Origin of the sequence: Mycobacterium sp. MS1601, from assembly GCF_001984215.1 — a bacterium.
In the GTDB taxonomy this organism is placed as follows: Bacteria; Actinomycetota; Actinomycetes; order Mycobacteriales; family Mycobacteriaceae; genus Mycobacterium.
In genome coordinates this window covers 710,365-728,923 of record NZ_CP019420.1, presented here as the reverse complement: position 1 = coordinate 728,923, position 18,559 = coordinate 710,365, and the positions used below count along the sequence as shown (strand labels likewise).

Annotated in this window: 18 protein-coding genes; 12 read left to right on the top strand and 6 right to left on the bottom strand. The window is 65.7% G+C overall.

What is annotated here, in order from left to right:
• Nucleotides 1–138 precede the first annotated feature (138 nt).
• The 6 genes from BVC93_RS03390 (at nucleotide 139) to BVC93_RS33455 (ending at nucleotide 5,053) form a co-directional block, all read left to right on the top strand.
• Nucleotides 139–1,227 carry a tyramine oxidase subunit B gene (locus BVC93_RS03390; RefSeq protein WP_236950392.1) on the top strand — a complete coding sequence of 363 codons (1,089 nt, stop codon included), beginning with the start codon at nucleotides 139–141 and terminating at the stop codon, nucleotides 1,225–1,227.
• On the top strand, nucleotides 1,224–2,375 hold the full coding sequence (solA, locus tag BVC93_RS03385) for an N-methyl-L-tryptophan oxidase (RefSeq protein ID WP_083740766.1): 1,152 nt from the start codon (nucleotides 1,224–1,226) through the stop codon (nucleotides 2,373–2,375). Before BVC93_RS03390 ends, solA begins: the two co-directional genes overlap by 4 nt.
• Before the next feature lie 222 nt (nucleotides 2,376–2,597).
• On the top strand, nucleotides 2,598–3,587 hold the full coding sequence (locus BVC93_RS03380) for an IS481 family transposase (RefSeq protein ID WP_083735943.1): 990 nt from the start codon (nucleotides 2,598–2,600) through the stop codon (nucleotides 3,585–3,587).
• 120 nt (nucleotides 3,588–3,707) lie between these two features.
• Entirely contained in the window at nucleotides 3,708–4,520 is an 813-nt protein-coding gene (locus tag BVC93_RS03375; RefSeq protein WP_442929066.1) for a DUF4349 domain-containing protein, read from the top strand.
• Between the two features lie 42 nt (nucleotides 4,521–4,562).
• A complete protein-coding gene (locus tag BVC93_RS03370) occupies nucleotides 4,563–4,805 on the top strand; it encodes a hypothetical protein (RefSeq protein WP_157516751.1) in 243 nt (80 codons plus the stop codon).
• Nucleotides 4,751–5,053, top strand: a complete 303-nt coding sequence (locus tag BVC93_RS33455) for a hypothetical protein (protein ID WP_192860173.1) — start codon at nucleotides 4,751–4,753, stop codon at nucleotides 5,051–5,053. The genes BVC93_RS03370 and BVC93_RS33455 overlap by 55 nt, the downstream gene beginning before the upstream one ends.
• A gap of 70 nt (nucleotides 5,054–5,123) precedes the next feature.
• Here the strand turns inward: BVC93_RS33455 and BVC93_RS03360 are convergent, their stop codons facing one another.
• Nucleotides 5,124–5,414 carry a WhiB family transcriptional regulator gene (locus BVC93_RS03360; RefSeq protein WP_083735939.1) on the bottom strand — a complete coding sequence of 97 codons (291 nt, stop codon included), beginning with the start codon at nucleotides 5,412–5,414 and terminating at the stop codon, nucleotides 5,124–5,126.
• 417 nt (nucleotides 5,415–5,831) lie between these two features.
• Here BVC93_RS03360 and BVC93_RS03355 point away from each other — a divergent pair, with 417 nt between their 5' ends.
• From BVC93_RS03355 to BVC93_RS03345, 3 genes are all read left to right on the top strand, one after another.
• Complete coding sequence (locus BVC93_RS03355; protein WP_083740765.1) at nucleotides 5,832–6,623, top strand: hypothetical protein; 792 nt, start codon at nucleotides 5,832–5,834, stop codon at nucleotides 6,621–6,623.
• 130 nt (nucleotides 6,624–6,753) lie between these two features.
• The gene (locus tag BVC93_RS03350; protein ID WP_083735938.1) at nucleotides 6,754–7,332 is read left to right on the top strand and encodes a sigma-70 family RNA polymerase sigma factor; all 579 of its coding nucleotides are present in this window, start codon (nucleotides 6,754–6,756) and stop codon (nucleotides 7,330–7,332) included.
• Nucleotides 7,325–8,479: an anti-sigma-D factor RsdA gene (locus tag BVC93_RS03345; RefSeq protein ID WP_083735937.1), complete on the top strand. Its 1,155-nt coding sequence runs from the start codon at nucleotides 7,325–7,327 to the stop codon at nucleotides 8,477–8,479. Before BVC93_RS03350 ends, BVC93_RS03345 begins: the two co-directional genes overlap by 8 nt.
• 36 nt (nucleotides 8,480–8,515) lie before the next feature.
• On the opposite strand, the gene BVC93_RS03340 is transcribed toward BVC93_RS03345, so the two are convergent.
• Nucleotides 8,516–8,920, bottom strand: a complete 405-nt coding sequence (locus tag BVC93_RS03340; protein WP_068915726.1) for a DUF5319 domain-containing protein — start codon at nucleotides 8,918–8,920, stop codon at nucleotides 8,516–8,518.
• A 154-nt stretch (nucleotides 8,921–9,074) separates the two neighbouring features.
• Here BVC93_RS03340 and guaB point away from each other — a divergent pair, with 154 nt between their 5' ends.
• Complete coding sequence (gene guaB / locus BVC93_RS03335; protein ID WP_083740764.1) at nucleotides 9,075–10,640, top strand: IMP dehydrogenase; 1,566 nt, start codon at nucleotides 9,075–9,077, stop codon at nucleotides 10,638–10,640.
• A gap of 20 nt (nucleotides 10,641–10,660) precedes the next feature.
• On the top strand, nucleotides 10,661–11,797 hold the full coding sequence (locus BVC93_RS03330; RefSeq protein ID WP_192860346.1) for a GuaB3 family IMP dehydrogenase-related protein: 1,137 nt from the start codon (nucleotides 10,661–10,663) through the stop codon (nucleotides 11,795–11,797).
• Nucleotides 11,798–11,888: 91 nt separating this feature from the next.
• Here BVC93_RS03330 and BVC93_RS03325 read toward each other — a convergent pair whose 3' ends face one another.
• From BVC93_RS03325 to ptsP, 4 genes are all read right to left on the bottom strand, one after another.
• Nucleotides 11,889–12,656, bottom strand: a complete 768-nt coding sequence (locus BVC93_RS03325) for a CAT RNA binding domain-containing protein (RefSeq protein ID WP_083735935.1) — start codon at nucleotides 12,654–12,656, stop codon at nucleotides 11,889–11,891.
• Between the two features lie 30 nt (nucleotides 12,657–12,686).
• Nucleotides 12,687–14,093 carry a glycoside hydrolase family 1 protein gene (locus tag BVC93_RS03320; RefSeq protein ID WP_083735934.1) on the bottom strand — a complete coding sequence of 469 codons (1,407 nt, stop codon included), beginning with the start codon at nucleotides 14,091–14,093 and terminating at the stop codon, nucleotides 12,687–12,689.
• Nucleotides 14,086–16,035, bottom strand: coding sequence for a beta-glucoside-specific PTS transporter subunit IIABC (locus BVC93_RS03315; protein ID WP_083735933.1), 1,950 nt, complete (start codon nucleotides 16,033–16,035; stop codon nucleotides 14,086–14,088). The genes BVC93_RS03320 and BVC93_RS03315 overlap by 8 nt, the downstream gene beginning before the upstream one ends.
• 334 nt (nucleotides 16,036–16,369) lie before the next feature.
• The gene (ptsP, locus tag BVC93_RS03310) at nucleotides 16,370–18,067 is read right to left on the bottom strand and encodes a phosphoenolpyruvate--protein phosphotransferase (RefSeq protein ID WP_083735932.1); all 1,698 of its coding nucleotides are present in this window, start codon (nucleotides 18,065–18,067) and stop codon (nucleotides 16,370–16,372) included.
• Nucleotides 18,068–18,255: 188 nt separating this feature from the next.
• Between ptsP and BVC93_RS03305 the strand changes: the two genes are divergently transcribed.
• Complete coding sequence (locus BVC93_RS03305; protein ID WP_083735931.1) at nucleotides 18,256–18,516, top strand: HPr family phosphocarrier protein; 261 nt, start codon at nucleotides 18,256–18,258, stop codon at nucleotides 18,514–18,516.
• Nucleotides 18,517–18,559 lie beyond the last annotated feature (43 nt).

Below are 18,559 nucleotides of genomic sequence, written 5' to 3'. Positions count from 1 at the left end.
TTTCGCACACTGTCGGAAACATTACAAACGTAAGGTAGGCCAAACATTACAACAATAATGTTTGTCGCCACCTCGCACTAGGAGAATCCTGCCTTGTCGGATCCGGCTATCGACTTCCTGTACCTCTCCGAGCCCGACATGATTGCCGCCGGCGTCACCGACATGGCATCGTGCATCGAGGTCATGGAGCAGACGTTCACGCTCCTGCATCGCGGCGATTACCGGATGTCGGGCTCCAACAACGACTCTCACGGCGCAATGCTGAACTTCCCCAAGTCGACGTCGTTTCCCGGAATGCCCACCGACGCGCCGGACCGACGCTACATGGCGATGCCCGCCTACCTCGGCGGAGGCTACGGCACCACCGGCGTCAAGTGGTACGGCTCCAATCAGGACAACCGTGACAAGGGCCTGCCCCGCTCCATCCTGATGTTCATGCTCAACGACACCGACACCGGCGCACCGCTGGCCCTGATGTCGGCGAACCTCTTGTCGGCCTACCGGACCGGCGCGGTGCCCGGCGTCGGTGCGAAATGGCTGTCACTGCCGCAATCGCGGGTTGTCGGCATCGTCGGCCCCGGTGTCATGGCCCGCACCTCGTTGGAGGCGTTCGTCGCCGCCCGCCCCGGTATCAGGACAGTCAAGGTGAAGGGCCGCAGCACCGCGTCGGTGGAGAGTTTCACCAAGTGGGTGTCCAACACCTTCCCGGAACTCGCCGTGGTCGCGGTGGACACCATCGAGGACGCGGTGCGCGACAGCGACATCGTGACCTACTGCACCACCAATCCCTCCGGCGATGTGTCGGAATACCCACTGGTGCAACGGAAGTGGGTGAAGCCGGGCGCCTTCCTCAGCATGCCCTCGGCCTGCGACCTCGACGAGGGCATGGTGGGCGCGGGGGTGGTCAAGGTGCTGGACAACACGCGGATGTACGAGGCGTGGGCCGATGAGCACGGTTATCCGTCGCACCGCAAGGTCTCGCTGATCGGCTCGAAGTTCGTCGACCTACGTCATGACGGCACGCTGGCCCCCGAGGAGTTGGTGGATCTGGGTGCCGTGGTCGCCGGCGACGCGGTGGCCCGTCGCAGCGACGAGGACATCATCGTGTTGTCCGTCGGCGGCATGCCCGTCGAGGACGTGGCGTGGGGGACCACGTTGTACCGCAACGCGATCGACAAAGGAATCGGGACCAAGCTCAATCTGTGGGAAAGGCCGGCACTGGCATGACGAAGACCAACCGGACCGCTGTCGTGGTCGTCGGACTCGGCTCCATGGGTTCGATGGCCCTGTGGCAGCTGGCGGAACGCGGCGTCGAGGTCGTGGGTGTCGAACAGTTCAGCCGGGTTCACACCCGCGGCGCCTACGCCGGCGAATCACGGCTGTTCCGTGTGGCCGCCAAGGAGGGGCAGGTGTTCACCCCGGCGCTGCTACGCTCGCGCGAACTGTGGCAGAAGCTGGGCGCCGCCTACGGGCAGGATCCGCTGATCGCAGCGGGCGCGTTGAGTATCGGCCCGAAGGGACATCCCGACCTGGAGTCCACCCTGCGCTCCATCGCCGACTTCGACCTGCCGCACGAAGTACTCGACGCCGCGGACCTGCGCGCCCGCTACCCGCAGTTCTACGTCGAGGATGACGACATCGGGGTGATGGACACCCTGGGCGGCGCCCTGCGGCCGGAACTCGCCGTGGCGGCCGCCACCGAGATGGCGCTGTTGCACGGCGCCACCGCCCACTTCGACACCACGGTCACCGCCATCGAGCCCGGCCCCGACGGCGTGCGAGTGGTCACCAGCAACGGGGAATTGCTCGCCGACAAGGTGGTGCTCAGCGCCGGCCCGTGGACCACCCGGCTGTTGCCTGAGCTTGCCGACGTCGTGAAAGTTGTCAGCTACTCGCTGATCTGGTTCCTGCCACGGCACATCGAGATGTTCACGCCGGACAAGTTCCCGGGCTTCATGCGTGACCTGCACGGCATCCACGCATTCGGCATCCCCAGCGTCGACGGCTACAGCATCAAAGCCACCCCCAATTTCGAGTTCCCGGTGGTGGACGACTGGTCCGACCGCACCACCACGCTCACCGAGGAGCACCTGAGATGGGCCGGTGAGCAGATGCAGAAGATGATCCCCGACCTGATCCCCGCGGCGTCCCGCTGGTCGGTGCACGGAGAGTCGTTGGCGGCCAACAAGATGCCGATCATCGACACCGTCGCCGACGGGCGCATCGTGGTGGCCACCGCGCTCAGCGGCAACGGATTCAAGTTCGCGCCGGTGTGGGGTGAGGCGTTGGCGGAGTTGGCGACCACCGGTCAATCCCGCTTCTCGGAACAGGTGTTCACCGTCGACGACCACAGGAAGTCTGCGGTCTGGCCGTGAGCTGACCCCCGAACCGGCTCGGTTATCTGGTAGCCGGCCCTGACTCCTCGGCTCCTTCGTCGCCGCATCGTCATACCGGCTCGGTTCTCGTTCGCCGGCCGTGACTCCTCGGCTAGGTGTACTGACCACGGACGTTGGTGACGGCGTGGTGAGGTGACAAGACGAAGACCTCCGAGTGGAGTGCGAGCTGTCTAGGAACGCTCCCCGATCTCGGAGGTCTTCGTGGTTCACCGTAATGCCCCTTTGTCCGAAACCGGTCGTCTGCGGCTGGCTCGATGCGTTGTCAATGACGGGTGGTCGCGTCGCCGCGCGGCCGATCGCTTCCAGGTGTCGGTGACCACAGTGTGCCGGTGGGTGGATCGCTACCTCGAGCTGGGCGAGGCGGGGATGGTCGACCGCAGCTCACGACCGCATTACAGTCCGAACCGCACGCCGACGCGCATTGAGCGGCGCATCATCGGAGTGCGCGTCACCCGCCGCTGGGGACCGGCCCGGATCGCCTACCTGCTGCGGCTCAACGTCTCCACGGTGCACAACGTGCTGCGCCGCTACCGCATCGCCCGACTGCGGTGGCTCGACCGCGCCACCGGCCGCGTGGTGCGCCGCATGGAGTCGGCGGCGTGCGGTGATCTGGTCCACGTCGACGTCAAGAAGCTGGGCAAGATCCCCGCCGGCGGCGGTTGGCGCAAGCTCGGGCGCTCAGCGGGTAAGCGCAACTCCCAGGCGGACAAGACCGGAGCCACCAACAAGTCCCATCAGCCGGTGCGGGGATATCACTTCATCCACACCGCGATCGACGCCCATTCGCGGTTGGCGTACTCCGAGATGCTGCCCGACGAACGCAAGGACACCGCCGCCGAGTTCTGGCAACGAGCCAACGGCTGGTTCGTCGAACAGGGCATCGTTGTTCGGAAGGTGTTGACCGACAACGGGTCCTGCTATCGCTCGCATGCCTTCCGGGACGCGCTGGGCGACGACGTCGAGCACCGCAGGACTCGGCCGTATCGGCCGCAGACCAACGGGAAAGTGGAGCGCTTCCACCGCACCCTGGCCGACGAATGGGCCTACGCCCGGCTCTACACCAGCGACGACCAACGCTGCCAGGAGTACCCCCGCTGGCTGCACACCTACAATCACCACCGCGGCCACACAGCACTCGGCGGTCAACCACCAGCCAGCCGTGTACCTAACCTCTCAGGTCAGTACAGCTAGGTTGCCGGTATGACACTGCGGTACTGGGTCCAGCTGGTGCTCACCATGTTCGCCGCGCTGGCACTGCTGACTGCGTGCGCCGGTGACGTCGACTCCACCCGTCCGGAGTCCGGGGCAGGTATGGCCGACAACGTCGCACCCGTTCCGCAGAACGCCCCCGGCGAGATGGCGGAGCAAGATGGGGCACTGAAAAGAGATGTGGTGAAAACCGCGTCGATGCGGATCACGGTCGCCGATCCGTCCGTCGCCGCCGACGAGGCTGCGGTGCTGGTAGAGAAGGCCGACGGCCGGGTGGACAGCCGCACCGAGGACTCCGGATCGGGCACCGGGCGGGCCCAGACGTCGATCGTGTTGCGGGTGCCCACCGCCGAGCTCGACGGCGTGGTGCGCGAGCTGAAGAACCTCGGCACTGTCGAGTACGCCGAGACCACCGCCGAGGACGTCACGGCGCAGCGGGTGGATCTGGACGCCCGGATCCGGGCGCTGCAGACCTCGGTGGACCGGCTGCTGGCCATCATGGCCGACGCCCGCGACCCCGAGGCGTTGATCACCGCCGAAAACGCGCTCTCACAGCGGCAGGCCGAGCTCGACAGCCTGCGGGCCCAGCGGCAAGCGTTGGGTGACCGCATCGAGTACAGCACCGTCACCGTCTCGTTCACCGCCGAGCAGATCGGCGGCCCCGAGCCCGCGCAGTACCACGGTTTCTTCGGGCAGATCGAAAGAGGCTGGGATGCACTGGTTTCGGTGCTCGGGAGCGCGGTGCTGTTGTTCGGTCTGCTGTTGCCCTGGCTGGCGCTGGTGGCCGTCCTGGCCGCCGTCTGCTACGGATTGGTGCGCTGGCTCGGCGGTAGGCAGAAGACCCCACCCGTTCCCGTCGCGGCCGCGGAAACCTCACCCGAGGAGGAGCAGGCGGAAGCCGAAAATAGGGATTGACACCCCATGCGGTACCCCCGCCTCGGAGGCGAGCATCGGGACATGAACACCGCACACACTCCCCGCAGCGCCACCGACGCGGCTCGGCAGTGCCGTATCAACAGCACATGGACCGATGAGCACACCGTGGTCATCGACATCCCCGATGTGCTGCACTGGACCGTCCGGCTGCGCCACACCCCGGCGTCACTGGCGTTGAGCTGGCTCGGAGAACGGCTACCGGAGCGGGTGTGGACGGACCCGCGGGCACTCGGTGTCATCGGGGCCACCGCCGGCCTCTGCTGAAGACAGGCGAGCTGCGGCTGGCCGGGACACTGCCCAACGGCCAGCACTATCGCATCGCACCGAAACGGATGTGGACGGTCTGTGAAACCCACGCCGAGCTGAACGGGCGTGATCTCGGACCCGTCGCAGCACTGGCCGAGCAGGCCCGGCTCGGAGCGTTCTGCCTCCCACAGCGCGGAGTGGCGGTGGTGGGGCAGGGCCGCTTCGACGCGTTCGACCCGCTTCGCCATGTCTCGGCTGAACTGTGAACGGGTTGGGCAGACACACAAGCGCCCGGTTTCCGACGAGGGAAACCGGGCGCCTTGGTGTTTGCCGCTGTCAGGCGCTGCGGCGAATGCCGCGTTTCAGCAACAGTTCACGCTCGGACTCGGACAGTCCGCCCCAGATGCCGTAGGGCTCACCCACGGCCAATGCGTGTGAACGGCACTGTGCGATGACGGGGCAGCGTCGGCACATTTCCTTGGCACGCATCTCACGCTGTGCCCGGGCGCGGCCGCGCTCGCCGTCGGGATGGAAGAACATCGAGGAATCAACGCCCCGGCAAAGTCCCTGCATCTGCCAATCCCAGATGTCGGCGTTGGGGCCAGGTAGCTGCTGCGGCTGTGGCATTTGGAAAACCCCTCTCTCCGCGCACATTTGATGCTGCGAGAGTTGTGGACCCGATCCGAGTGCTGTCGCCGATGACTACTCGTGAGGACAAAGTAGGGGCGCTTAGGAAACTCCGTCAATCCCCTCAGCCTGTGCTTAATGACATAGCCACGGGTCGAGATTTAACACCGCGTTCATCATTGCGCGTGTTCCGAGGCGGAATTCGTGGTAACGGATTGATGTCGCAGACGAGTGATCATGAAAATCCGCAGTTCGCATTCATTCTGGCGGGCGCGGGCTTTCCTAGCGCCCGGCAGGTGGTTGATCTCCCGTTAACATGGCGACGACAAACTGTTAACCAGCAATGCCGTCAAAATACTTTGGATCGAATCGGGTGGTGAACACTTCACCGATCCACTCATTGATAACGTGCCGCCGGTGACTTCGCATTCCGGGCGGACCGAGGCGCTGGAGGCAGCCGCGTTCGGCGCCCAGGTGTCCCGGTGGCCGTTGCCGACGCCCACAACGGCGACGCAGGCCTGGTTCCGCGCAGTGGCAGCTGCAGGGCAGGGGCGTTACGCCAGTGCTCACAGCGACCTCGCAACTGTGCGCCGAAGCGCGCCGCCGGGTTCGCCGCTGCTCTCGCTGGCACACAGCACCACCGGATCCCTGTTGCGACAGCTCGGATGGCATGCACACGCCAGAGGCTGGGACGGCCGTGCGCTGCGTCTCGCCGGAAACGACCCGCAAGCCAGGGCCGACGCTCTTGTTGGACTGGCGGCCGATGCGCTGGGAATGGGCCGCCTGGGCGTGTCGGCGACGCTCCTGGCGTCCGCAGGCGCGATCGTGGGCGGACCGTCCCGGTTGCGTGTGCGGCTGTCCTGGGTCAGCGCGGAGCTGGCGATGGCGGCCGGGGACGGGGTCCGTGCGGTGCGATGCGCACAGGAGGCGATCGAGGCTGCCGCGGCCGCGTCGCCGCGGCATCAGATCAAGAGTGAAGTGGTGTTGGCCGCGGCACTGTGCACCACCGGCGACATGGTGGCCGCACGCGCGGTCGCCGATGCGGCATTGGCCGCCACCGGTCAGTGGAACCTGGTTCCGCTGCAGTGGGCCATCGCGAGCCTGCTGACCGGGGTGGGCAGCCAGACCCACAGCGCTGCGCAGATCGTCGGGCTTCGCGACCGCGCCGCCGAGCTGATAGCACATCGAGGGGGGCGATTCGTCGACTGACATCGAATCCGGCGACTCGCCGGGCCCTCGGCCGCCGCCGGACGACCCTCCGCGGTGCCGGTCGCTATTGTTTAGCTGAGCCAATCAGCCGTGCTACTTCCGGTTCGTAACGTTGGAGATACCGCCGTCGATGACAATTCCAGGAGAACGTCTCGACGCCGTCGTTGCTGACGCGGTGGCCGGCGATCGGAATGCGCTCCGGGAAGTGCTGGAGACCATCCGCCCGATCGTGGTCCGCTATGTGCGGGCGCGCGTCGGAACCGCGGAGCGCAGCGGTCTCTCAGCTGATGACGTGGCTCAGGAGGTGTGCTTGGCCGCCATGCAGGCGTTGCCGCGGTACCAAGATCAGGGACGACCGTTCCTGGCCTTTGTGTACGGCATTGCAGCGCACAAGGTAGCTGACGCACATCGTGCGGCCGGCCGGAACAAGGCTGACCCCACCGATGTCGTGCCCGAACGCTTCAGCGTCGACGCGGGCCCCGAACAGCTCGCGATGAACGCGGATTCGGCAGCCCGGATGGACGCACTGTTGAAGATCCTGCCGGAGAAGCAGCGCGAGATCCTGATCCTGCGAGTGGTGGTCGGGATGTCCGCCGAAGAGGTTGCTGAGGCCGTGGGCAGCACCGCAGGCGCGGTGCGCGTGGCGCAGCACCGTGCGTTGGCGCGGCTGAAGTCCGAGATCACGGCGACGGGATACGACTATGCCTGACTTCGGTAGGGGACCGGGCGGCCCGGAATCGCTCGACGACATCAACCGCAGCGACCGGCTGCTCGACGCGCTGGCCGGCGGCCAGCAGCGGATCCGACCCGGTGATGCGGGCGAAGCTGAACTGCTGGCACTGCTCGAAGGGTGGCGCGACGGCGTGCGCACACCGGGCACCAACGTGCTCAGTGAACAGGACGCGGTCAGTGCCCTGCACCGTGGACTCTCGCAGCGTCCCACCCAGACCAGTGGCACGCGCAGGCATCTTGCGGTCGTCGGCTCGGTGGCCGCCGCGATGCTGTGCATCGGTGGCTTCGGCGCCGTGGTCGCGGGTTCCGGGCCGGGCGACTCGTTGTACGGCATGCGCACCGCCCTGTTCGGTGAACCGCAGTCCGTGCGTGACGACCGGGTTGCTCTGGCGGCCCAGACCGAGATGGCCGAGGTCCAGCGGCTGATCGACCAGGGCGACTGGCAGCAGGCGCAGGTCAAGCTCCAGACACTGACCACCTCGGTGGTCCAGGTCGAGGACGCCGGCCGTCAGCAGGAGCTCGTCGACCAGTGGAATCAGCTGAACGTCAAGGTCGAGAGCCAGGATCCGGCCGCCACGTTGCCGCCGCCGGAACCAGGCGACCCGCCACTGACGTTGCCGCAGGTCACGATCCTTGTCACGCCGCCGTCGGACACCCCGCAGCCGTCCGACGCCACGTCGCCAGTGGAGACGACCCCGCCGTCGGACACCACGTCGCCAGTGGAGACGACTCCGCCGTCGGAGACGCCCGTCTCCACACCGGAGCCGACTCCGACGCCCAGCACCACACCGGAACCGAGTCCGACCCCCGGTACGACGTCGCCGACCACGACGACCACCTCGGTGCCCAGCACGACACCTCCGACGACCACCACGACGACACTGTCATCGTCGAGCACGACCACCACGACGACCACTTCCGCGGCCGCGGAAGCAGAGGAGTCCGTGTCGACCGAGACCAGCGCGCCGGCCCCCAGCACCACGCTGGTCGAGGTGGAGCCGGAGCCGACTCCCACGGCGGAAGTCACGTCAGTCCAGGAGCAGGCGCCGGTGACGGCAACACCCACCACCACGACGGTGCCGAACGGACCGTTGATTCAGCTGCCCATCCCGGGCTTCAACTGAGCACAGAGGGTTAGACGCGAGCCGAGACGTCAGCCTTCAGCGATATCCATCACTGTCGGAGGTGGCCTCGTTGAGGGAGGCGTCGGCGTAGCCGCGGCAGTAGTCCCACGTCACGTAGGAGTCGGGCTCCGGGTCGTAGGCCGGCTCGTGAGGGCGGACGGTGCCGTCGATCAGCAGCTGAAGCAGGTTCGCTCGCAGCATGTCCCAATCGTGGTAGTGATCCTGCTGGCACTCGTCGCAGCAGACGACAAGACCGCGAATTCCCTTGTGCGCCAACAAAGCTTCGTATACCGCAAGGTCGGCGAGGTCGGCCTCGACCGCGGTGCGCTCCTGGGGATCCAGTGGTTGCCCAGGCTCGATCGCGTCGAGCGCCGCCGACGGGTCGGCAGGATCATCGGCGAAGGGATCGGGCGGCAAACCCGGCGGGAGGTGGTCGCGCACGCCTCTACAGTACGCAGCCGTGCTGCTATCGCGCTAGCTGATGGCCACCTGCGTGGCCCCGTGGCGGGGTCCAGATCAGGTCCTGCGAGCCGATAAGATGGGTGCCTCACTCCGCTTTGTCGTGGAGGCACTGCTGTTCTTGGAGGCCCCACTGATGGTTTCACCTGTTTCCGACGTCGCGACCAGCATGTCGAACGAGGATCGTGTCCACACCGGTGGAGACGACCCCAACAAGGTCGCCATGCTCGGGTTGACCTTCGACGATGTGTTGTTGCTGCCTGCCGCGTCGGACATCATCCCGGCGACCGCAGACACCTCCAGTCAGCTCACCAAGAAGATCCGGCTGCGGGTGCCGCTGGTCAGCTCGGCCATGGACACCGTCACCGAATCGCGGATGGCCATCGCGATGGCCCGCGCTGGCGGAATGGGTGTGCTGCACCGCAATCTCCCGCTCACCGAGCAGGCCGCCCAGGTCGAGACGGTCAAGCGTTCCGAAGCGGGCATGGTCACCGACCCGGTGACGTGCTCGCCGGACAACACGCTGGCCGAGGTCGACGCCCTGTGCGCCCGGTTCCGCATCTCCGGGCTGCCGGTGGTTGATGGCCAGGGCGCACTTGTCGGGATCATCACCAACCGTGACATGCGTTTCGAGGTGGACCAGAACAAGCCGGTCGCCGAGGTGATGACCAAGGCGCCGTTGATCACCGCCCGCGAAGGTGTCTCCGCCGACGCGGCGCTGGGATTGCTGCGGCGCAACAAGATCGAGAAGCTGCCGATCGTCGACGGCAACGGCAAGCTCACCGGCCTCATCACGGTCAAGGACTTCGTCAAGACCGAACAGCACCCGTATGCCACCAAGGACAGTGACGGCCGACTGCTCGTCGGTGCCGCCGTGGGTGTGGGCGACGACGCCTGGGTGCGGTCCATGGCGCTGGCCGATGCCGGGGTGGACGTGCTGATCGTCGACACCGCGCATGCCCACAACCGCATGGTGTTGGAGATGGTCGGCAAGCTCAAAGCCGAGGTGGGCGACCGCGTCGAGGTGGTCGGCGGCAACGTCGCCACCCGTGCGGCGGCCTTGGCGCTGGTCGAGGCCGGAGCCGATGCGGTGAAGGTCGGCGTCGGGCCGGGCTCCATCTGCACCACGCGGGTGGTCGCCGGTGTCGGCGCCCCGCAGATCACCGCCATCCTCGAGGCCGTCGCCGTGTGCGGTAAGGCCGGTGTGCCGGTGATCGCCGACGGCGGTTTGCAGTACTCCGGCGACATCGCCAAGGCCTTGGCGGCAGGTGCGTCCACCGCCATGCTCGGGTCGCTTCTGGCCGGCACCGCCGAGGCGCCCGGCGATCTGATCTTCGTCAACGGCAAGCAGTTCAAGAGCTACCGCGGCATGGGATCCCTGGGGGCCATGCAGGGCCGCGGCGCCGGGGGAGCAGCAGGCAAGTCCTTCTCCAAGGACCGCTACTTCCAGGACGACGTGCTCTCCGAGGACAAGCTGGTGCCCGAGGGCATCGAAGGGCGGGTGCCGTTCCGCGGTCCGCTGGCATCGGTCATCCACCAGCTCACCGGCGGTCTGCGGGCTGCCATGGGCTATACCGGTGCGGCCACCATCGAGCAATTGCAGCAGGCGCAATTCGTGAGGATCACTGCGGCCGGCCTCAAAGAGAGCCATCCGCATGACATCACGATGACCGTCGAAGCCCCGAACTACTACTCGCGCTAGGAATTCTGTCAATGCGTGACATGGTCGAAATCGGCATGGGCAGAACTGCCCGTCGCACCTACGAACTCGACGACATCAACATCGTGCCGTCGCGTCGTACCCGGTCCAGTAAGGACGTGTCGACGGCGTGGCAGCTGGATGCCTACCGCTTCGAGATCCCGGTGCTCAGCCACCCCACGGACGCGCTGGCGTCGCCGGAGTTCGCCATCGAGATGGGTCGCCTCGGAGGGCTCGGGGTGCTCAACGGCGAAGGTCTGATCGGCAGGCACGCCGATGTCGAGGCCAAGGTGGCGCAGGTGGTCGAGGCCGCCGCCAAGGAGCCCGAGCCCTCGGCGTCGATCCGCCTGCTGCAGCAGCTGCACGCCGCACCCCTGGATCTCGACCTGCTGGGTGCAGCCGTCGCGCGTGTGCGTGACGCCGGTGTCACCACAGCGGTGCGGGTCAGCCCGCAGAACGCCAAGGAGCTGACGCCCACCCTCGTGGCGGCCGGCATCGATCTGCTGATCATCCAGGGCTCGATCATTTCCGCCGAGCGGGTGGCCCAGGATCACGGGGCCGGTGAACCACTGAACCTCAAGACCTTCATCTCCGAACTCGATGTGCCCGTCGTCGCCGGCGGCGTGCTCGACCACCGCACTGCGCTGCACCTGATGCGCACGGGGGCGGCCGGCGTCATCGTCGGATACGGCTCCACCTGGGGTGTCACCACCAGCAACGAGGTGCTGGGTATCAGTGTGCCGATGGCCACCGCCATCGCCGATGCCGCAGCGGCCCGTCGCGAGTATCTCGACGAAACCGGCGGCCGCTACGTGCACGTACTGGCCGACGGCGACATCCACACTTCCGGCGAGCTGGCCAAGGCCATCGCCTGTGGTGCCGATGCCGTGGTGCTCGGCACCCCGCTGGCCGCGTCGGCCGAGGCCCAGGGTGACGGCTGGTTCTGGCCGCCGGCCGCGGCGCACCCGTCGCTGCCCCGTGGCGCGCTGCTGCAGGTGGCCCAAGGCGAGCGGCCGTCCTTGGAGCAGGTGCTCAACGGGCCGTCGGACGACCCGTTCGGCACGCTGAACCTGGTGGGCGGCCTGCGCCGGTCCATGGCCAAGGCCGGCTACTGCGACCTCAAGGAGTTCCAGAAGGTCGGGCTCACCGTCGGCAGTTAGCCGGACTCACTGCTCGTGCCGCCGCTGTCGTCGATGATTCGGGCGATGTGCAAGGTGAGGTAGACCGTATCCTGCTCCGTGAGCTGCTGATTCAGCTTGAGCTCGAAGAGCCCCCGCAGGCGTAGCGCAATCGCGTGTGCGGCCGGATGGGATTGGCGGATAGCCGCCACCAGCGGACCCGCCGTCTGGGGGACGGTAGCGACGAGCGGTCGCGGACGAAGAAATACCGCAGATGGGCGATGAACCGGGCCGCGGCCACACTCATCCGGTCGATGGGGTGGTCCAGGCTCTGCTCGAGAACATCGAACGTGAGTTTCAGCAGTTCCGAGATCCGCAGGGTAGAGGGAAGGTCTGTCGACGTCTGGGTGGCGCTGGCCAGATGCAGGGCCACTGCGGTGGCCTCGGAATCGGGCAGTGGCGTCGGCAGCGACCTGTTGACCTCGTCGAGGAAGACGCGCGCCGCCGCCAGCTCGGTGGGGTAGAGGTAGCCGACTTCGGCTTCGAGCGGATAGGTCACCGCCAGGCCTTGTGCATCCCTCTCAATGGCGAAGTGCAGGTGATCGGCAAGGGTGGCGACGACGGTCGACGTGAGGTTGGCTCCCGGCAGCGCGGTGCGGGCCAGTCCGATCGCGCGGTCCGCCAACTCCAGGTGTTCGGTGGGAATCGCGGCGATCAGCGAACCCAGCGATGTCGCGGTACGGGAGTCGTCGGGCACGAAAACCCGGGACACCTTCGAGTCGTCGGTATCTTGACCGGCACGCGCTTTGAAGCCGATCCCCCGTCCGGTCAGGATGACCTCACGACCGATGTGATCTACGGCGAGGACAGCATTGTTGTTGAAGACGTGGGCGATCTTCACCTGTCCTCATCCCCGCTATCGGTATGCGCGTCAGTGGATGATCGCACCGTTGGTTTCGATCACCTGTTTGTACCAATGAAATGACTTCTTCCGGTATCGCGCAAGAGAGCCGGCGCCGTCGTCGTGCCGGTCTACATAGATCAACCCGTATCGTTTGCTCATCTGGGCGGTAGAAGCGCTCACAAGATCGATGCACCCCCAGGTGGTGAAGCCGATCAGGTGCACCCCGTCATCGATCGCCTCTGCTGCAGCACGCAGGTGGTCGTTGAGGTAGGCGATTCGGTAGTCGTCGATGACGGTCATCTCGCCGTCCGCCTCGACGAGATGATCGACGGCGCCCAGGCCATTCTCGATGATGAACAACGGTTTCTGCCAACGGTCCCAGTACTGGTTGAGCACCACTCGCAACCCGGTGGGGTCCACCTGCCAACCCCATTCGGTGGACTCGAGGGTGGGGTTCGGTACGCCACCGAGAAAGTTTCCCTCGCCGCGAACTCTCTTCGCCGGATCTGATGTCTCGCACACACTGACGTAGTAGCTGAATGAGACGAAGTCGACGGTGGTGAGCAGATCGGCGCGGTCTTCGTCCGTGATGTCGAGCTCGATGCCCCGTCGGCTGAGCCGTTGCAGCAGATAGGTGGGATAGGTTCCGCGACAATGGACATCGCCAAAGGCGAAGTTGGTCTGTTCTGACTGCAAGGCGGTGAGAACGTCAGCGGGATCGGGCGACAGCGGGTAGGTCGGCATCGCCAGGATCATGCAGCCGACCTGTGAGCCGGGAACCAGTTCGTGTGCAATGCGGGTCACCCGTGCCGAGGCGACCAGCTGGTGATGCACCGCCTGATAGAGCTCCTTTTCGGTGATCTCCTCGAGGGTCTTCGGTATCCCGCCGGCGAAAAACGGCAGTTCCAGGACGGCGTTGATCTCGTTGAAGGTCAACCAGTACTTGACCCTGTCGCCATAACGCTGGAAGAGCGTCGATGCGAATCGTTCGAAGAACCCGATGAGTTGCCGGTTTGCCCATCCTCCGTAGGCGCGGGCCAGGTGCAGCGGGGTCTCGTAGTGGCTGAGTGTGATGACGGGTTCGATTCCGTGCCGCAGCAATTCGTCGAGGACACGATCGTAGAAGCGCAAGCCCTCCTCGTTCGGTTCCTCCTCGTCGCCACGAGGAAAGATCCGGCTCCACGCGATGGAGAACCGGTACACGGTGAAGCCGAGCTCCCCGAACATCGCGATGTCTTCGACGTACCGGTGGTAGTGGTCGATACCCACCAGTTTGAGGTTGTCGGCAGTGGGGTTTTCGGTGATGATCCCGCGTTCCCCGTCAGGCAGAACATCCTGGATCGAAAGACCTTTACCTCCTTCGTCATAGCCGCCCTCGATCTGATTGGCCGCTGTTGCGCCACCCCAGAGGAAGCTGGGCGGGAATTCAGCCATGGCGGGCCTGCTGAAGTCCCACGTCGGAGTGCCGGCGGATGGTCATCGCGCGGTCACCGGTGCGGAAACGGTCCGCTTCCGGCGTGGAGATCTCCTCGAATTCCTTGGAATTGGTCACCAGGACAACGGTGGTGGTGTCGAACCCGGCCGCGGTGACAGCTGCGAGATCTACTTCGGCCAGGGGGTCACCGGATCGGACCTGCTGACCTGCGTCGACCAACGCCCGGAATCCGGCACCCTCCAGTTGCACGGTGTTGATACCGATATGAACCAGAACCTCCGCGCCGTCGGCCGACTTGATTCCATAGCCGTGGCCGCTGGACATCACCACCTGGAGCGTGCCGCTGATCGGTGCAACGAAATGGCCGTCGTCAGGCACGATGGCGAACCCTTGGCCCATCACTCCGGAGGAGAACACCTTGTCATCTACCTCGGCAAGTGCCACATGGCGACCGGCCACCGGCGCTACGACGGAGGTGGCGTCCGCGTCGGTATCGAAGGTCGGCGGCGTTTCTTCTGATTCGCTGTCCGGCTGTTCGCGGTCGGTGAAGAAGAAGGTGAGCACGAACGATGTCAGCATGGCCACACCGATACCGAGGAAGAGCATTGTGGGTGAGCCCATGCTCAAGAAGGCAGGTACCGACAGGACCGAGTAGAACGCGATGTAGGCCGTTGGTGCCACGCCTCCCGACGCGACGATGGCACCGCCGAGTGCGCCACCGATCAGAGCGAATGCGAATGGGCGTCGCAGGGGCAGGTTGGCGCCGTAGATCGCGGGTTCCGTCACGCCGGCAAGCAACCCCGACAGTGATGCTGCGCCGGCAGCCTCCCTGCGGGCCGCGCTGCGGGTGCGCAGTGCCACCGCGATCGCGGCGGCCGCTTGTGCCAAGACCGCGGGAACCAGCGGTGCGGTCAACAGGCTGTAGCCCTTGTCCGCAACTTCCTGGATCATGATGGGATCCAGTGCCCAATGAAGGCCGAAGATCACGAACACCTGGTATGCACCGCCGAGCAGCGCGCCGGCGAGCCACGGAACATGTTCCCAGACAATGGAAATACCGCCCGATATGGCATTAGCCGACAAGGTGGTGAGCGGTCCGACGGTGATGAGGATCAGTGGCACCATGATGAGGACCACCAGGAACGGTGTCATGAAGGCTCGAACCACAAGGGGCACAGCTCGCTGGATCCGGCTCTCGAGGTGGCTCTGGATCCATACACCGGCCACGATCGGCACCACGGAGTAGGCGTAATGCATCGCAACCAAGGGGATTCCAGCGAAGGACGTCACGACCAGCGGTACCCCGCTGACGGCATTGGTGGGGTCTTGATCTGCGATCGCGGTGATGCTCGGATACACCAATGCGCCGGCGATGATCATGGAGGTGAATTCGTTGGTCTGGAACCGACGTGCACAGGTGACGGCCACGAAGATCGGAAGAAAGAAGAACAGGGCGTCCGCTGACGCGCTCAGCACCGTTGCGGTCTGACTCTCGGGATCGAGCCAGCCGAAGATGGTCACCAGGGTGAGCAGCGCTTTGAACAATCCCATTCCGGCCAGAGGCCAGATCAGCGGACGAACGATGGCTGAGATGAGTGCGATCGCACCGGCCAGCACTCCGCCCCCGGACTGCGGCGCAGGCAGATCCGTTCCCGGGGACTGCGAAGTGTCGCGTGTGCCCTGCGAAATTCCCAGCGCACGTTTGATATCGGCGTAGACCTGTTCGACCTGTTGGCCGACGACCACCTGGAACTGTCCGCCTGATTCGACGACGGTGAGTACTCCCGGAAGGGCCTGGATCTCCTCGGGATTGGCGGATGAAGAGTTCGCCAACTGGACCCGGAGCCTGGTGGTGCAGTGGGTTAGCGAACGAATATTCGAGGCGCCACCCAATCCGCGTATCACATCATCGGCCGACGGTCGTGTTGTGCCTTTAGCCATCGCGAGCTCCAATCCGGCTGTGCCTCAGGCACAGCCCACAAAAAAAGACCTGAGCCGCACGACTGTGCGTCTCAGGTCTTGCCTCCGAGGAGTAACAACCCTGGTCATCCTGGCTGTGAAAAGCGCTTGCCGGGATGTGCGAGAAAATCTAGCGGCACTGCCGGGGGGTGTCAACGGGAAGAGCCGGAGTGCGCTGCTCCAGCGGAGCCACGTGATGGTGTCCGCCGTGCAACAGAGGTTCAACCGGGCCGGTGCCACATGTTGAATTGGCAGTAGAGAGAGGGTATCTGGACGGCACCGCGCTCCTCGTAGCGGGATCCGGCCGCCGCTCCAGTCACCCGAGTGCTGCCAGTGCCGCGGCGCGCGCCTGTGCTGCATCTGGGGCTGCCAGCACCGCCCGGGCCGCCTCTCGGCACTGGTCCATTCGTACGGAAGCGAGCTTCGCGCCGACCGCCGTCACCGCCGACGAGGCCACCGACAACGACGTCACCCCCAGCCCGGCGAGGACGCAGGCCAGCAGTGGATCGGCGGCAGCCTCTCCGCATACTCCCACGGGCTTGGCTGCGGTGACTCCGGCGTTCGCCACCGCACCCACCAGTGTCAGCATCGCTGGTTGCCACGGACTGTTTAGGGCCGCCAGTTTGGTGGCCATCCGATCTGCGGCCATCGTGTATTGCGACAGGTCGTTGGTGCCGATCGAGAGAAAATCCACGTGCTCGAGAATGCGGCTCGCAGACAGGGCGGCTGCCGGTACCTCCACCATCACGCCAGGTCGAAGCCCATATGAGCGTGCCAATTCGGCAAATTCCTCCGCCTCCGCCGCCGTAGCGATCATCGGCGCCATCACCCACGGGGTCGTCCGGCGCAGGGTTGCGGCGGCTGCGATGGCCTGAAGTTGCCGATCGATGAGTCCCGGATTGTCCGCGGCGATCCGGTAGCCGCGGACACCGAGCGCCGGATTGGCCTCGCCCCGGGGGCCGGCGAACTGCAACGGTTTGTCCGACCCTGCATCCAGGGTCCGGATCACCACCTTGGACCGCGGAAACTCCTCCAGCACCTCTGCGTAGATCCGGGTTTGTTCTTCGATGGACGGCTCCGTGGCGCGCCCGAGGAAGCACAGCTCAGTGCGGAACAAGCCGATTCCTTCCGCGCCCGTCCGAGCCGCTGAACGTGCGCCCTCCCCATCCTGAACGTTGGCCAGGACGGACACCGTATGACCGTCGGCAGTCGCTCCCACGCCTGTCCAGGTGGTGGTCGCCATGGCGGCACGTGCGGCCACCTCGACTGCCGCCCGCGCCAGCCGCTCATCGGGCGAGACGCTCACCGTGCCGTGCAACCCGTCCAAGAGCACCATGTCGTCGGTCCGGATCTCACTGAGTCCTTCGACAGCCACCACGCAGGGAATTCCCAACTGGCGGGCAATGATTGCGGTGTGGCTGGTCGGTCCGCCCAGTTCGGTGGCAATACCTACGATCAGCTGGGGGTTGAGTCCAGCGGTGTCGGCGGGCGAAAGGTCCTCGGCGCACAGGATCGATGGGATGGTCGGTACCGGGATGCCGGGGCCCTGCAGCCCGAGCAACTCTGCGATGACACGGTCTCGAATGTCTCGTAGGTCGGTCACCCGCTCGGCCATCAACCCGCCCATCTCGGTGAACAATCCGACGAATTGCTCAACGGCTTCGACAGTGGCGACCACAGCTGGGGTTCCGGCAGCGATGAGGTTGGTGGCGGCGGTGAGCCAGGCTCGATCCTGGGCCAACTGCGCGTTGGCAGCCAGCACCTCTGCGGCTGGGCCGCAGGCTTGCGCTGCACGACGACGTAACTCTGCCGCGACGGCATCGGCTGCCGCGGTGAATCTTTGAGCTTCGCCCTCGCGGTCGGTGGTAGCGACCTCGGAGTGGGGCCGTGCTTCATCGAGTGTGAGCGGGCTGGCCGGCCGGATCACCGGGGCGAACACCACGCCGCCCACGACGGGGATTCCGCCGAGTGTCGAAAGCTCGCTACCGGTCGAGATTGCAGATGATGTGAACATGTGGGCTAGGCTACGAGATCGGTGCCATTCGCGAGTGGTTGAGTAATCGTGATCGTGTGCCCGCGCTGATATGAACTGGCGCACAATGTCTCACCTCATCCCTCGTCTGGAGCGGCTTCATTGTTCGGGGGATATCAAGGCGCACAATGCTTTTCATCACCGTCTGACGAGAAGGAGTTCCAGAAGACATGCACAGCAAGATCGTGGCGGTTGGATCGGCCAGCGGGCTTCACGCGCGTCCGGCCGCCCTCATCGCCGGGGCCGCCCTCAAGGCGGGTGTTCCGGTGACCTTGTCCGTCGGTGACGGGGATCCGGTAGACGCGGGCTCGGCGTTGATGATCATGACGTTGGGCCTCGGCAGCGGCGATCAGGTGACGGTGCGGTCTGAGGACGCGTCTGCGGTGGTGTCCGTAGCGGGGCTGGTGCAGAAGGATCTGGACGCCGACTGAGCGGCGCCCGGATCTCGGCGACTCGGAGCGCCGCGGTGGCCGC